At 71.2% G+C, this 14,271-nt stretch carries 13 protein-coding genes; 7 read left to right on the forward strand and 6 right to left on the reverse strand.

Features of this window, described 5'->3' with window-relative positions; genetic code table 11:
• Positions 1-19: 19 nt before the first annotated feature.
• From ACZ5DS_RS12140 to ACZ5DS_RS12155, 4 genes are all read right to left on the reverse strand, one after another.
• A complete protein-coding gene (locus ACZ5DS_RS12140) occupies positions 20-601 on the reverse strand; it encodes a Uma2 family endonuclease (protein WP_390685159.1) in 582 nt (193 codons plus the stop codon).
• A gap of 293 nt (positions 602-894) precedes the next feature.
• Positions 895-1,632: a VOC family protein gene (locus tag ACZ5DS_RS12145; protein WP_468236591.1), complete on the reverse strand. Its 738-nt coding sequence runs from the start codon at positions 1,630-1,632 to the stop codon at positions 895-897.
• A gap of 460 nt (positions 1,633-2,092) precedes the next feature.
• A complete protein-coding gene (locus ACZ5DS_RS12150; RefSeq protein ID WP_468236593.1) occupies positions 2,093-2,938 on the reverse strand; it encodes a hypothetical protein in 846 nt (281 codons plus the stop codon).
• Positions 2,935-3,255 (reverse strand): PadR family transcriptional regulator, encoded by a 321-nt coding sequence (locus ACZ5DS_RS12155; protein WP_361237119.1) that lies wholly within the window; start codon positions 3,253-3,255, stop codon positions 2,935-2,937. The genes ACZ5DS_RS12150 and ACZ5DS_RS12155 overlap by 4 nt, the downstream gene beginning before the upstream one ends.
• Positions 3,256-3,565: 310 nt before the next feature.
• Between ACZ5DS_RS12155 and ACZ5DS_RS12160 the strand changes: the two genes are divergently transcribed.
• Positions 3,566-4,006 (forward strand): transposase family protein, encoded by a 441-nt coding sequence (locus tag ACZ5DS_RS12160; RefSeq protein ID WP_468238174.1) that lies wholly within the window; start codon positions 3,566-3,568, stop codon positions 4,004-4,006.
• Between the two features lie 66 nt (positions 4,007-4,072).
• Here the strand turns inward: ACZ5DS_RS12160 and ACZ5DS_RS12165 are convergent, their stop codons facing one another.
• Positions 4,073-5,320, reverse strand: coding sequence for a serpin family protein (locus tag ACZ5DS_RS12165; protein WP_468236595.1), 1,248 nt, complete (start codon positions 5,318-5,320; stop codon positions 4,073-4,075).
• A gap of 109 nt (positions 5,321-5,429) precedes the next feature.
• Here ACZ5DS_RS12165 and ACZ5DS_RS12170 point away from each other — a divergent pair, with 109 nt between their 5' ends.
• The 6 genes from ACZ5DS_RS12170 to ACZ5DS_RS12195 all read left to right on the forward strand — a co-directional run bounded on the left by ACZ5DS_RS12170 (position 5,430) and on the right by ACZ5DS_RS12195 (position 12,045).
• Entirely contained in the window at positions 5,430-6,653 is a 1,224-nt protein-coding gene (locus ACZ5DS_RS12170) for a DUF4190 domain-containing protein (RefSeq protein WP_468236598.1), read from the forward strand.
• Positions 6,654-6,840: 187 nt separating this feature from the next.
• Positions 6,841-7,593 (forward strand): GntR family transcriptional regulator, encoded by a 753-nt coding sequence (locus tag ACZ5DS_RS12175; protein ID WP_468236600.1) that lies wholly within the window; start codon positions 6,841-6,843, stop codon positions 7,591-7,593.
• Positions 7,594-7,973: 380 nt separating this feature from the next.
• Positions 7,974-8,165, forward strand: coding sequence for an SPOR domain-containing protein (locus tag ACZ5DS_RS12180; protein WP_468236603.1), 192 nt, complete (start codon positions 7,974-7,976; stop codon positions 8,163-8,165).
• A gap of 50 nt (positions 8,166-8,215) precedes the next feature.
• Positions 8,216-8,644, forward strand: a complete 429-nt coding sequence (locus tag ACZ5DS_RS12185) for a (deoxy)nucleoside triphosphate pyrophosphohydrolase (protein WP_468236606.1) — start codon at positions 8,216-8,218, stop codon at positions 8,642-8,644.
• Positions 8,645-8,777: 133 nt separating this feature from the next.
• Positions 8,778-9,206: an ATP-binding protein gene (locus ACZ5DS_RS12190; RefSeq protein ID WP_468236609.1), complete on the forward strand. Its 429-nt coding sequence runs from the start codon at positions 8,778-8,780 to the stop codon at positions 9,204-9,206.
• A gap of 250 nt (positions 9,207-9,456) precedes the next feature.
• Positions 9,457-12,045 carry a SpoIIE family protein phosphatase gene (locus ACZ5DS_RS12195; RefSeq protein ID WP_468236611.1) on the forward strand — a complete coding sequence of 863 codons (2,589 nt, stop codon included), beginning with the start codon at positions 9,457-9,459 and terminating at the stop codon, positions 12,043-12,045.
• Between the two features lie 599 nt (positions 12,046-12,644).
• On the opposite strand, the gene ACZ5DS_RS12200 is transcribed toward ACZ5DS_RS12195, so the two are convergent.
• Positions 12,645-14,195, reverse strand: a complete 1,551-nt coding sequence (locus ACZ5DS_RS12200) for a hypothetical protein (protein ID WP_468236614.1) — start codon at positions 14,193-14,195, stop codon at positions 12,645-12,647.
• Positions 14,196-14,271: the final 76 nt, after the last annotated feature.

The raw sequence follows: 14,271 nt of genomic DNA on the forward strand, positions 1-14,271 counted from the left end.
GCTGACGTGGTGCTGACTCCTACTTGCTCCTCGGCGGGGTGAGCTTGTCGAGATCCAGGCTGATCTCGAACGGCACAGGCCGCTTCAGGGTGCCCCGGAAGATGCCGGCGGGCGCGTAGGCGCCAGTCGGTTCGTCGAGTTCATAGACGTGGACGACGGGGGCGCCGTCCTCGTCCTCGATGCACCAGTAGTGCGGGATGCCGGCCTCCGCGTACTTGCGGAGCTTGACCGTGCGGTCCCGGTGCGCGGACTCGGGTGAGACGACCTCGATGACGAGTCGCACCTCGTCCGGCGCGAACCAGGTGCGGTCTCCGTCGTAGTCGGCCGTCGTCAACAGCAGATCCGGCTCGGGCCGGTTTCGCTCGTCGAGTTTTATGGTCATCTCGCGGCCGACCCTGACATCGCCGGGCGCCTGCTCCATGAGAGCGACGGTGAGCATGGTGACGAGGTGGCCGTGCCACCACCTCTGCGGCGACATCATGAAGACAAGCGCTCCGTCGATCAGCTCTGTGTGGCGTGGCGCCTCGGGGAGGCGGTCCAGGTCCTCCGCGAACCAGCCTTCCTCGCGCGGCGGGCGCATCCAGTCGGGCAGTGCGGTCATGGCTAAACCGTAGCGACTCGGCGAGGCCTGGGCCACGAGATCGTCAAGAGGCGACCGCCCTTCCTGGCTGTCCTGAGAACCCCGGACCTGCCGCCGGTGCTGATTCTGTGCTGACTTGGATCTCTCAGAAGCCCGTTTCCGCAGGTGAGAGCGTTGTGGCAGGCGTTCCGCTTCAACGTGTAGCGGCTATGGGATGAGGAAGAAAACGAATCTGCACCTGCCCGACGTTGTTGATCTCCTAGTCGAGGAGGGGAAGGTGTCGGGGCAGCCGTCGGTCGGGTGGTGACAAAGGGTCAGCGAGGAGAGAGGAGGCAGAACTCGTTGCCTTCCGGGTCGGCCAGAACCGTCCAGGAGATTGCGGACTGGTCGATACCAGGGTCGGTGGCGCCCAAGGCGCGCAGTCTGGCTTCTTCTGCTCCCGGGTCGTCACCGGGGTAGGGGCAGACGTCCAGGTGGACGCGGTTCCACACACTCTTGGTGTCGGGGGTGCGGAGGAACTCCAGGTAGGGGCCGACGCCTTTGGCGGATCGCATGGCCGCGTGGTCGTCGGTGACCTCGTGCAGCGTCCAGTCCATCGCCTGGCCCCAGAACCGGGCCATCCCTCGCGGGTCGGTGCAGTCGACCACCACCGCGGCGATCGGCCCGGTGTCCTGGTAGATCGGGCGGGGCTCCAGGACGCAGAACTCGTTACCCTCCGGGTCGGCCATGACCGTCCAGGGGACGTCGCCCTGACCCACGTCGGCGAGCCTCGCGCCGAGATCCTTCAAGCGCGCGACCAACTCCGCCTGATGGGCGGTCGAGGTGGTGGCCAGATCAAGGTGCACCCGGTTCTTCACCGTTTTGGGTTCCGGGCGGGCGACGATGTCGATGCAGACGGCCACGGGATCGGGGTAGGCGAAACCCACCGGTTCGAGGTTGGTAATGCCGGGTCCCTCGCTGTCGACACCCCAACCGAGTGCCTCCGCCCAGAACCGGCCGAGCACGGAGTCGTCCCGAGCCTTCATATTGATCTGCACGAGTCTGGTTGCCATGCCACAGATCCTAGAAGCTGCCGCCGACCCAGGCCGCCGCGATCAGACACGTGCTCGCCCCGGTTCTGGCCATGGTCGCCCTCCTCGGGACTGTGCGAGTCCTTGTGAACGAAGGCGAGAACCGGATGCTGCTCAAGCCCCGCGCCCCTCGCGTTTGCAGCAGGTGACGAATTACTGGGTTCCGATGCTGTCAGTGAACCCTTCTCAGCCTGTGGTTCGAGGCTGATGACGATGGGCTGGTTGGGGGGCGTGACGCGGCAGGGCTCCTGGTCGTTCGGTTGGTGATCTCACTCATCAACGCCCGGACGCAGGGGCCCTGTTGGTCGCGCATCGGCAAGACACTTGTCCGGGAAGCGCCAGGCTCCTGACGATCCCGTGATCGATAGGCGGATGGCGTCTCAGGCCAGCCACGTGAACAGGACTCGTAGCACGCCTTGGAGCGGGAGCATTGCAGCGTCACTCACACGTCACCACCAAGATCCACCGGGGGCTCCCTATGGAGTGCGGCCTTGGCTCCGCGACCGGAGCTGACCAGGGCTGCTGTGGAAGCGGCAACGGTGACGGCGAGTATGGGCATCGTGACCAGCTGGGCCGCGTCATCGGTATTCATGGTCAACGCCGCGACGCAGGCGATGCCTGTCGTGGTCACGGCGAACGCCACCGCGACCCCGGACAGGGCAAGCAGCCGCAAGACCTTGGCAGATGGTCGGTACCGGGTGACGGCGACGGCCGGTGCCACCGCCATGGTGATGAGGAACGCTGCCGGCCCAAGCACCGCCAAGGCTCCGACCCAGTAGGAGATCGGGTCGATGGAGGCGTACGCCAGGAGGATCGGCGCGATCAGCCACGTGGGCAGCGTCGGGGCAAGAGCCACCAGCGGGCGCCACGCGGCCCGGTTGCCGGTTCTGGAGGTTTCCGCGAGGAGGGCGAGGGCGCCGGTCAGCAGGATGAGCCCAGCGCCGTACATGGCGTACTGAGCAATGTCGAGCAGTCGGCGCACCAGGTCCGGTGTCAGCCCGGGTTCCTCGGACAGGATGAAGTCCAGCATCGGCAGGGCATACAGTGCGGCACACCAGGTGACCCAGGTGGTGGCGACGCTTGCCTGCATGCGGCGCCGGCGCCGTTCGGCGGACTCTTCGGGCATCACCGGGCGAAGCCACGCCCGCAGCGCGCCGACAAGAAGGTCCGCGACGATGCTCGGGCCGGCGCCGGTGTCCTCGACCAGTGCTTCAAGTTCGCAACCGTAGCGCTCCCGGAACGAGGGAGGGTATGACCGCAAGGCCACCCGGGCCGCCATGTTGATCACGCGTTTGCCACCCCCAGTCGGGTCAACCCGGTGCGTGCGAAGCGAGCCATCGCCCGGAGCCTGTCGTCGAGCACGGTCTGGCCTTCCGCGGTGATGCGGTAGGGCCGCCGACGCTCGTCCTCGTCCAGCGGCGCGATCAGGCCGCTTTCCTCCAGCCGCGCGATGGCGGCATACAGCGTGCCCGGCCCCAGCCTGATGGACGTCTGTTCCTCGACATCCTTGGTGATCGCGTAGCCGTGCTTGGGGCCGTCGGCCAGGCTGGCCAGGATCAGCAACGCGGGTTCGGCCCATCCGACGCGGTCTCGTTGACGCGGCATCAGGCACCTCCTTCCCTCCCGACTACTACGTTATACGATACTGCGTCGTACGTAGTACTAGTCGAGTCCGGCAGCACCCGGGCACGATGACTCTCGCAGCGCCCCGCCCACCGTGGAGGCCACGCTGACCAGCGGCAGATCCACCTGCTCCCGGCGTGCCGCCTCACTGAAACCCTTCTCGTCCTGAGGTTCGGGGCCGATGGCGAAGGGCTGGTGGTGTTCGTGACGTGGCAGGGCTCCTTGTCGTTCGGTTGGTGATCTCACTCATCAACGCCCGGACAAAGGAGCCCTGTTGGTCCCGTATCGAGCCATGCTCGACGTCCCACATGAGGTAGTCGAGTACGTCTCCTGGCTCATCTACGCCCGAAGGCGTGAACTGCGCTCGCGCTGGCGGCGGCTGCGCTGCTTCCAGCAGGCCGTCCTCGTGCTGGTGCACCTGCGCAAGAACGAGACACTGCAGCAGGCGGGAGTCGGGTTCGGAGCGTGCCTGACCAGGCAGACCCTGGTGTTCGCCGACCGCGCGTACCGCGGGGTCGGCGCAACGGTCCGCACCCCCTACTACGGCCGCGACCTACCCGAGAAATACGCCCAGTTCAACCGGGACCACGCCCAGCTGCGGGCACCCGGCGAGCGAGCCTTCGCCCGTCTCGAGCAATGGTGGATCTTCCGCAAAGCCCGCTGCAGCCCGAACCGGATCAGCCGGACCGTCGCCGCCGTTCACGCCATCGAAACCGCCTGGCGATCAGGATGAGAAAGCTTCACTGACGGGCCCGGATATCGCGCGGTCGTCGACACCGAGCAAAAACGTCCGTCAGTTTCAGACCTGGAAAGCCAGGGCCGGATACGGCATCGGATCCGTCACCCACCCCGCCATCAGCACCAGCCGCGACCCGCGGTCGACGGCGAGGAAGGCGAAGGGGCGGTCGAAGGTGGCTCGGACGACCGTGGTCTCGTAGCGGAACTGGGGGGCGGCGCCGGCCGGGGCCGGCATGATCGCCGTCACCGCTGCCGCGCGGAAGCCGAGTGCGCCGAAGCGGGCGAGGGCGGACTGGCGGGCCTCGCCGACGGCGAGCGGGGTGTCGCTGATGCCGGCGAAGTGGCCCTGCCGGACGTCCTGGGCCGTGGTGAGGCCGAACAGGGGGTGCAGCGCCAGCAGGTCGTGGTCGGCGCGTACCTCGTACGCCACCGTCCGCACGTCCAGCGTGATCGGTTCGGGCTCGGTGGCGGGCTGCCGCTCCACATGCAGGCCGGGGCCGACGTGGCCGAGGGGGAGCAGGCCGCCGCCGGTGACCGGGAGCGTGCGCTCCACGATGCCGACTCCGGCTGCCAGTACCTGGCCCGGTGTCATCCGCTCCTCGCCGAGGACCAGTTGGACGTCGATGCCGTTGTCGCCGGGCACGGTCAGCGTGGTCACGAAGCCGTCCGGAGTGCTCGTCACGCCGACCCGGTCCGGCCGGACACTGCGGCGGTGCAGGCCGAGCAGTGAACGGCCCTGCCAGGGGCCGGTGTCCGGGCGCAGCATCGTCTCCGTGAAGGGCTGCCGCCAGTCCGTGCGCAGGGAGAGGGCGCAGGCCAGCACCATCCGCGCATCCCGCGTCAGCGTCACCGGCATGCGCTCCACCAGCCCGCCGGTCCGCTCGGCCGCCCACCTGTCCAGCCGCTCCTGCGCGGTGACGAGGTCGTCCCCGAACAGCCCGTGCGTCCCGGCCGGCAGCCCGGCCCGCCACTCCTCCCGCAGGCGCAGCGCGCCGTGCGTCCACAGGCCGAGGGCCGCGTCCAGACCGGACACCGACTGCAGCGCGGACAGCAACTCCCGTGCCGCGGCCGCCGCTTGCTCCGCGGGCACACCGAGCGCGTGGGCCAGCTCCGCCCGCGCGGCGCCCGTCGCGCCGTCGGCCAGGAAGGCCAGCAGGGGCCAGACCCCGGCCGCCGAGAAGACCGTGCCGTCCGAGGCCGCCGCCGCCCACCGCTCGGTGAGCCCGTTCACCGCCCGTACGCCGCCGCTCGCCACCCGGCTTTCCGCCCGACTCTCCACCCGGCTTTCCGCCTGGGGTTCCACCCTCATTCCGCCCCCACTTCCGCCCCGCTTACCATGCGCCAGTCGTACGTCAGTCCGGCCGCCGGCACTTCGCCGGTCCGGCGCTGCCGCCGCCCGACCCAGGAGCACGGTACCGGTGTCCATACCCCCGCCCCCCGGCCCCCACCAGTCACAAGGGCCGTACCAGCCGCCCCGGCAGTACCCGCAGGGGCCGTACGGGCCGCCGTCGTACCCGCAGGGCCCGCAGAGTCCGTACGGCCCGTACCAGCCGTGGGCGCAGGGCTACAGCCCCTACAACCAGCCGGCGCCCGTCAACGGTCTCGCCATCGCCTCCCTCGTGCTCGGCGTGCTGTGCTGCCTGCCGGGCGTGGGGCTGCTGCTCGGGGTGATCGCGCTGCGGCAGATCGGCCGGCGGGGCGAGCGCGGCAAGGGGCTGGCCGTCGGGGGCTCGGTGCTCTCCGGGATCGGGCTCGCGCTGTGGGTGCTGCTGATCGCCACGGGCGGCGCGTCCGACTTCTGGGAGGGGGTCAAGGAGGGCGCACGCGACCGCGCGAGCATCTCGCTGGTCACCGGGGAGTGCTTCGACACGCCCGACGGGCGGCTCAGCGGCGAGACGTACGACGTCGACAAGGTCCCCTGCTCCGGTGAGCACGACGGCGAAGTGTTCGCCTCGTTCCGGCTGAAGGACGGGTCCTACCCCGGCAGCGACTCCGTCACCGGCACGGCCGACGACCGCTGTTACGGCCTCCAGGACAGCTACGCGATGGACGGCTGGGCCCTGCCCGACGACGTCGACGTCTACTACCTCACGCCCACCGAGGACAGTTGGTCGGCCGGGGACCGGGAGGTCACCTGTCTGTTCGGCAGCACGACCGAGGGCGGGAACCTCAGCGGCTCGCTGCGCAACGACGAGACGGTCCTCGACACCGACCAGGTCGCCTATCTGAAGGCGGCTCACGTCCTCAACGCGGCCTTCGCCACCGCCCCGGACACGGAGTACGTCGAGGACGACCTGCCCGGGCACAAGCAGTGGGCGGGCCGGGTGTCCGCCGCGCTGGCCGACCAGGCCCGGATGCTGCGCGGGCACGCGTGGCCCGCCGGCGCCCGCAAGCCGGTCACCGCGCTCGCGGCCGACCTGGACCGGGCACGGGCCGAGTGGACGAAGGCCGCCGCGGCGAGAGACGCGGACGCCTTCTACGAGCACTACGACACCGGCCTGCGGCTGATCGCCCCGAAGCTGTCGGTCCCCGCGCGGGACGCCCTGGGCCTGGAGACCACCCCGCCCGCCGACGACAGCAACGACGGCGGCTCGGACGGCACCGGCACCGGCAGCGATGGCGGCAGCGGTATGGCGGTGTGATCGCCCGGAGACATGGCGGCGTGATCGGCCGGAGGTGTGGCTGCGGCTATAGCGGGGAGAAAGCGCCTGGGTAAAGCCCTCCACCGCCCCATGTCATCACATCGAGTGATTCTCTGGCCTTTGCTTGCATGGCACAACCCAGGGTTGCCAGGCTGTTGCTGTCTGTACAACCTGATGGGAGTGGCCAGTGACTTTCGGTGAGCAGCCGGCCTACCTGCGTGTCGCGGGTGATCTCCGCAAGAAGATCGTCGACGGCTCACTGCCGCCCCACACCCGGCTCCCCTCCCAGGCCCGCATCCGCGAGGAGTACGGCGTCTCGGACACGGTCGCGCTGGAAGCCCGCAAGGTGCTGATGGCCGAGGGGCTGGTCGAGGGGCGTTCCGGCTCGGGGACGTATGTGCGCGAGCGTCCAGTGCCCCGGCCGGTGGCCCGCTCCGGGTTCCGCCCGTCCGGGGGCGCCACCCCCTTCCGGCAGGAGCAGGCCGACGCCACGGTCCGCGGCACCTGGGAGTCCAGCAGCGAGCAGGCCGAGGCCGGGGCTGCCATCGCCGAGCGACTCGCCCTCGAGCCGGGCGACCGGGTCATGCGCACGAGGTACCTGTTCCGGGACGCGGGCGAGCCGATGATGCTCTCCACCTCCTGGGAGCCCCTCGCCGTCACCGGCCGCACCCCCGTGATGCTGCCCGAGGAGGGTCCGCTCGGCGGCATGGGCGTCGTCGAGCGCATGCGGGCCATCGACGTCATCGTGGACAACGTCACCGAGGAGGTCGGCGCCCGCCCCGGCCTCGCCGAGGAACTGCACGTCCTGGGCGGGGTCCCCGGGCATGTGGTCCTCGTCATCCAGCGCACCTACTACGCCTCCGGCCGCCCGGTGGAGACCGCCGACGTCGTGATCCCGGCCGACCGCTACCGGGTCGCGTACCACCTGCCCGTGAAGTAGCGCACTCCTGCCCGTGAAGTAGCGCACTCCCGCCCGTGAACTAGCGCACTCCCCGGCACGCCCCAGCGCCGTTACGCCCGTCGCCGGGGCCGCACCGCAGGCCCCGGCGGCCCGCTGCAATCCGGCCGTTTTCCCAGGTGATCCAGGGTCCGCCCGAAATGCCCCCGACGCACGACATCAGCGTGCAGGACGGCGCGTTCGGCATCGTGCGCCCCCTGCGTTCTGGCCGGTTGCGTATCTCTTTGTGAAAAGGCGTATTCGCTCCGTGAAGGTAGGGCGTACGCTCGGGCATATGCGGATTGCGGTTTCCTTAGGCGGGGCACGGTGGGGGCCCGGGAGGGAAGGCGGGTGGGGCGGTGCGAGAAGGAACGGTGGGGGCGATGAGTGAGGGCACGGTCTCTCTGCCCTGGATCGTGATACGGCAGGACGACAACGGCAATCGCTACCGCGTGGGACGGTACGCGACCCGGGCCGAGGCCCAGAAGATCGCCGACAGCCTCGGCGACCGCGGCCACAAGCAGCTCTACTGGGTCGAGCGCATCGGCCAGAACGGCGACGGCAGCCACAACTGACCTCAGAAGCCCACGACTGACCACCGGAGGGCTCCCGTAGGCTCCGCCCCATGACCGAACGGATCGTGGTGGTGGGAGCCGCCCTGCTCGATGCCGGCCGACTGCTCGCCGCGCGCCGAAGTGCGCCTCCCGAGCTGGCCGGGCGCTGGGAGCTGCCCGGTGGCAAGGTCGAGCCCGGAGAGCGGCCCGAGGACGCCCTGGTGCGCGAACTGCGCGAGGAACTCGGCGTTGACAGCGAGCCGGTCGAGCGCATGCCGGGGGAGTGGCCCCTGCGATCCCCGTACGTCCTGCACGTGTGGACCGCCCGCCTGCGCCCCGGCTCCGCGCTGCCCCGGCCCCTCCAGGACCACGACGACGTGCGCTGGCTGACTCCGGCCGAGATCTGGGACGTGGCGTGGCTGGACCAGGACGTCGCAGCGGTGCGGGAGATCGAGACCCTGGCTGCCCTCCCGGTCGAGTCCGGAGGTGGATGGGCCTAGCTGCAGTCTGTCCGGCGGATCATGCCGGAGGAGTGGGTCTCGTACGCCGTTCGTGCCACAGTGCGCCCTGTCGCACGGTAATGCTCCCTGGATACCGGGTATGTCCCCATTAACCCCATGAAACCGGACATGGGTGGGCTCGTTGGCCTGGGAAGTGATCGGTGTGATCGACACCGAAGGCGACCGTGTCGAGTGGACCTTTCCCGCGGAGCCGGGCGCCGTGCGCACCGCCCGCACCGCGGTCCGGGGCCAGTTGCACGGATGGAACCTCGACAGCGTGGCCGACCTGACGGCGCTGCTGGTCAGCGAATTGGTGACGAACTCCCTGCGGCATGCCACCGGCCCCATCGGCGTACGGCTGGTACGCCCTTCCGGCCTCGGTGACACGCTGCTGGTCGAGGTGTCCGACCCGCTTCCGGACCTGCCGCACGAACGCGTCGCCCGCCCCGAGGACGAGAACGGGCGCGGCCTGCAACTGGTCGCCGGCTCCTCGCGCCGCTGGGGCACCCGGCCCGACGACACCGGAAAGACCGTCTGGTTCGAACTGGCGGTGCCCGGGTGAGACCGGTGTGCGGACCGCCGTGCGCCGTCCATGCTGCGACGCGCGCCGGGGACACAGGCGGGGGTGCGTGATTCGAGGGCGTGTTCCCTGGTTAGAAGACTGGAAGTGTTGTCGCGGCACGGTCCGAAAAGCGCCTGGACCGAGCTGTGATCGTGAACACCGTGTCGTGCGGCGCCGTAGTGCTGGATACTGCGGGCAGCCGCCCCCGGTGACCGGTGCCGGGCGCGGTGAGCTGGAGGGGACGGTTCGCGTGAGCGAGATACCAGCGAAGGCCACGGAGTCCGAGGACCCGTCGGACGGCGCGAGGAGCCAGGCCGCACAGCACGGGGGCGCGCCCGGGGACACCATGTGGCAGAGCAGTCCGCCCGGCTCGATCTACGACTACATCAAGGTCGCCTCCTTCTCCATCAGTCCAGGCGGGCTGGTCGAGCAGTGGAGCCTGCGTGCCGAGCAGCTCTTCGGCATCCCCGCCGAACGCGCCGTCGGCATGGACCCCATAGAGGCCTTCATCGACCCCGACCTGCGCGAGCGCGGCCAGCGGAAGATGGCCGAGATCCTCGACGGGCGGGAGTGGACCGGGGTCGTCCCCTTCCGGATGCCGGACACGGCGGACGGGGGGCGCGGCGAGGAGGGGCTCGCCGAGGTCTACGTCATGCCCACCCGGACCGCGGAGGCGGACAAGGCCGCCGTCTGCATAGTGGTGGACGTCCGTACCCTGCGCAGCATCGAGACCGACCTCGCCGCCTCGCAGGCGATTTTCGGCCAATCCCCGTTCGGCTTCCTGCTGATCGACATCGACCTCAGGGTCCGCCGCGCCAACATGCGTTTCGCCTCCATCTTCGGCGGAACCCCGGACGACCACCGTGGCAAGGGAGTTCACGACTATCTGCCGCGGGGTGAGGCCGAGCGGGTTTCGGCCACCCTGCGCCGGGTGCTGGAGACCGGCGAGTCCATCACCGACATGCATGTCACGGGTTTCGTCCCGGGTTCCGAGGAGCGCCGGCACTGGTCCGTCAACCTCTACCGCGTGCACAGCGGCAGCGGCCGGCCCATCGGGATCGCCTGGCTCGGCACCGACATCACGGCCCGCCGCGCCGCCGCCCGCGAGGCCGCCGCCGCCCGGCGCAACCTCGCCCTGCTCAACGAGGCCGGCGCCCGCATAGGGAACTCCCTGGACCTGGAGACCACGGCCCGCGAACTCCTCGACGTCGTCGTCCCCGGATTCTGCGACCTCGCCACCGTCGACCTCTACCAGGGCCTGCTCACCGGCGACGAGACCCCGCCCGGCCTCGCCGACGGCAGCGCCGAACTGCGCCGTGTCGCCTTCGCCAGCGCCGTCTCGGACGCGCCCTTCAGCGGCTCAGGCGAACCGGTCGCGGTCGGTGCGGTTCACCACTTCCCCTTCAACTCGCCCTGCGCGGACGCCCTGCGCACCGCCCGCCCGCAGCGCGTGCCCGCGGAGGACGGCGGGCTCGTGCAGTCCACGCTGGCGGTGCCGATGGTCGCCCACGACACCGTCGTGGGGCTCGCCCAGTTCGCCCGTACGAAGGGCAGCGAGCCGTTCGGCGACCGCGACCGGGACCTCGCGGTCGAACTGGCCGCGCGGGCCGCCGTCTGCATCGACAACGCCCGGCTCTACCGCCGCGAGCACGAACGGGCGTTGATACTGCAACGGTCCCTGCTCCCGCCCGGTGACCCCGAGGCGTCCGGACTCGACATCGCCTGCCGCTACCTGCCCGGCAACGCGGCGACGGAGGTCGGCGGCGACTGGTTCGACGTCATCGAACTCCCCGGCCACCGCACGGCGTTGGTCGTCGGTGACGTCATGGGCCGCGGCCTGCGTGCGGCGGTCGCGATGGGCGAACTCCGTACGGCCGTCCGTACGTTGGCGTTGCTGGACCTGGAACCGGCGGAAGTGCTCTCCGCGTTGGACGAGATCGCCCGTGGCCTCGGTACCCCCGGCGGCGTCCAGCAGGCCACCCGGGCGGCCCGCCAGCCCCGCGACGCCGACCTCTCCGAGGTGTATCTGGCGACCTGCGTGTACGCCGTCTACGACTCCGTCACCAGACGCTGTACGTTCGCCAACGCCGGCCATCTGCCCCCGGTGCTGGTGGAACCCGGCGAGGCGGCCCTCATGCTCGACGTGCCGCCCGGGATGCCGCTGGGCGTCGGGGGCGAGCCCTTCGAGGAGGTGGAGGTCGAACTCCCCGAGGGTGCGCTGCTCGCCCTCTACACGGACGGGCTGGTCGAGTCCCGTGACCATCCGCTGGACGAGGGGCTCCAGGCCTTCGTCGGGGCGCTGACCGACCCGTCCCGCCCCCTGGAGGACGTCTGCGACCACGTCCTCAACACCCTCGACACCCATCACGGCGAGGACGACATCGCCCTGCTGATGGCCCGCGTCCAGGGGCTGCCCGCCGAGTCCGTCGGCGACTGGACGCTGCCGCGCGAGCCGCGGAGTGTGGGGCGGGCCCGTGAGTACGCCCGTGCGCAGCTGCTCAGCTGGGACCTGGAGCCGCTGGTCGACACCACGGAACTCCTGGTCAGCGAGCTGGTCACCAACGCGCTGCGGTACGGCGAGGGCGAGATCAGGCTGCGTCTGCTGCTGGATCGCACGCTGGTGTGCGAGGTCTGGGACTCCGGTCTGGTCCAGCCTCGGCGCCGGCGTGCCCGCGACACGGACGAGGGCGGGCGGGGTCTGCAACTGGTCGGCCTCCTCAGTGCGGCGTGGGGCTCCCGCAGGACCCCGCGGGGCAAGACGGTGTGGTTCGAACTCCCGCTTCCCGGCGGCGAAACCGGCCTGACGGACCCGGCGGAGGCGCTGCTCAGTCTCTTCTGACGACGCCCCTGGGGGCTCCGCCCCCAGACCCCCGTCTCCCACCCACCCACCCGACTCGGTCGGCTACGACGGCGCCCTCGCAGGTGGCCTCCGGCCGGAGGTCTCGGTTGGCTGCGGGGGCGTTGTTGCGGGTGGTTTGCGGTCGGCCGTCTCGGTCGGCTGCAAGGGCGTCGTCGTGGATGGTCTCCCGCTGGGTGTCTCGCGTGGCTGTGGGGCGTTGTCGCGGGTGGCCTCCGCCCGGGCGGTCTCGGTCGGCTGCAGGGGTGTGTCGTCGTCGGCGGTTTGCGGCCGGGTGTCTCGGTTGGCTGCGGGGGTGTTGTCGCGGGTGGCCTCCGCCCGGGCGGTCTCGGTCGGCTGCAGGGGTGTGTCGTCGTCGGCGGTTTGCGGCCGAGTGTCTCGGTTGGCTGCGGGGGTGTTGTCGCGGGTGGCCTCCGCCCGGCCGTCTCGGTTCGCCGCAGGGGCGTTGTCGCGGGCGGTTTGCGGCCGGGTGTCTCGCGTGGCTGTGGGGCGTTGTCGCAGGTGGTCTCCGGCCGGCCCTCTCGGTTGGCTGCGGAGGCGTCGTCGCCGGGAGGCGTTGGTGTGCCGGGACGGGGCTGCGGCTAGAGCTGGTGGCGGCGGGCTCGGGTCTGTGGGCCGCCGAAGCTTGTCGGGGGGCCGCCGTCCGGGTCCTCGGCCAGGAGGATTCCGCCGAGGACTGCTCCGGCGATGCCGAGGGCGTGGCCGTCGGCGTAGGGGTTTCCGTGGGCCCGTACATCGCGTTCGGCCAGGTCTCGGGCCTGTCTGGCGAGTATGTCCGCGTCCGCACCCGAGCCGAGGGCCCGTTCCGCCTCCGCCAGCCGCGCCCGTGCCTCGGCACCCACAGCCCCGCGGTGCACGGCGACGAAGTCCTCCGCCCCGCCGACCGCGCTGCGGGCCACGAGCAGCGCGGCCGCCTCCACCACCCCGTGCCGCCCCACCTGCAGCCGCTCCACGACCCGTGCGATGCGCCGCAGTGCGTCCAGCGGGTCGTACGGCCCCCCGGTCAGCTCCGTGCGTACGGCGGCCAGCACCCCGTCGGCATGCGCGAGCCGGGCATGCAGCTCACCGGCGGTCAGGGAGGTGCGTCCGCCGTCCCTGCGCGCCTCGGCGATCTCCGCCTCCCCGCCGGTCAGCGCGGCCGGCACCAGCCCGGCCGCCTTCCGCAGCTCCGCCGCGAGCCGCTCGACCCCGTCGACGAGGACACCGGCCTGGGCGACACCGCCCTCGGCCGCGCGCAGATGACGCGCCGCACGCCGCCCCTCTCCCGAATCGGCCGCCTGACGGCACTCGTTGAGCTGTGAGGTGGCGAACACCAGCCGGTCCTTGGCCTGTTCGACATACCCGGTGACGGGAGCCCCGGCCGAGGGCGCGTAGCGCCGGTGCAGTTCCTCCGCCGTGGCCTGGGCCGCCGCCGTCCGCCCGGTCAGCTCCCGGAACCGCCGCTCGGCGACCTCCAGCGCCTCGCCCACCCCCTGCTCCAGGCCCCGCAGCCGGTCCAGCTCCTCCGCCTCGGCGTCCAGCCGCCGCCCCGCCTCCGCGCACCGCCCGATCACCCCCACCAGCGCCTGCCGCCGGGCGCTCTCGTCCCCCGGAACCCCCTCCTCGTACCGCCGCCATATCGCGAACGCGGCGGACAGCTCGGTCTCCGCCGCCCGCAGGGCATGTACGAACGGCTCGACCGAACCGGCCCCGAACAGCTCCTCCACGAAGGGAAGTTCCTCCCTGCCGGCGCGCACACAGTCGTCGGCCAGCACCAGCGCCGCGCGGGCCTGCCGCTCGCTCTCCCACGAGGTGGGCACCGGCGGCGCCACCGACACCACGCCCGGCGTGGTCCGGGTCCGGGCCCGCCGGGTGCGCCGCAGGTACCCGTACCCGGCCAGTGCCCCGGCCGCGACCACGACGACGAGCGGCATCAGGAGGTCGGTGGCCGACGTCTCGTCCCGGTCCGACGCGGCGGCACTCGCGACCGGCCCGGCGGAAAACGCGGGAACCGGATCATGCCCACCGACCGTCATCACCGGCGACACCAGCCACCCGGCCCCCACCAGCGCACCCACCACGGCACTCGTCACGCGCACCCGTATGTGCGCGGTGGCGCGCCGGGGCCGGCCCCGGATCAGGGAGGACGTCACATTTTGGAGCGTATGGGCAGGTAGGCGCCTTCGCGAGTGGGGCGGATACGGCTGGGGGACGAGGAAGACGGGGGGC

Source organism: Streptomyces sp. NPDC031100, from assembly GCF_055570785.1.

Excerpts from the sequence above, each read along its gene's own strand:
- ACZ5DS_RS12145 (WP_468236591.1), bottom strand. The coding sequence starts at position 1,632 with ATGGCAACCAGACTCGTGCAGATCAATATGAAGGCTCGGGACGACTCC.
- ACZ5DS_RS12155 (WP_361237119.1), bottom strand. The coding sequence starts at position 3,255 with ATGCCGCGTCAACGAGACCGCGTCGGATGGGCCGAACCCGCGTTGCTG.
- ACZ5DS_RS12160 (WP_468238174.1), top strand. The coding sequence starts at position 3,566 with ATGCTCGACGTCCCACATGAGGTAGTCGAGTACGTCTCCTGGCTCATC.
- ACZ5DS_RS12180 (WP_468236603.1), top strand. The coding sequence starts at position 7,974 with ATGAGTGAGGGCACGGTCTCTCTGCCCTGGATCGTGATACGGCAGGAC.
- ACZ5DS_RS12185 (WP_468236606.1), top strand. The coding sequence starts at position 8,216 with ATGACCGAACGGATCGTGGTGGTGGGAGCCGCCCTGCTCGATGCCGGC.
- ACZ5DS_RS12140 (WP_390685159.1), bottom strand. The coding sequence starts at position 601 with ATGACCGCACTGCCCGACTGGATGCGCCCGCCGCGCGAGGAAGGCTGG.
- ACZ5DS_RS12165 (WP_468236595.1), bottom strand. The coding sequence starts at position 5,320 with ATGAGGGTGGAACCCCAGGCGGAAAGCCGGGTGGAGAGTCGGGCGGAA.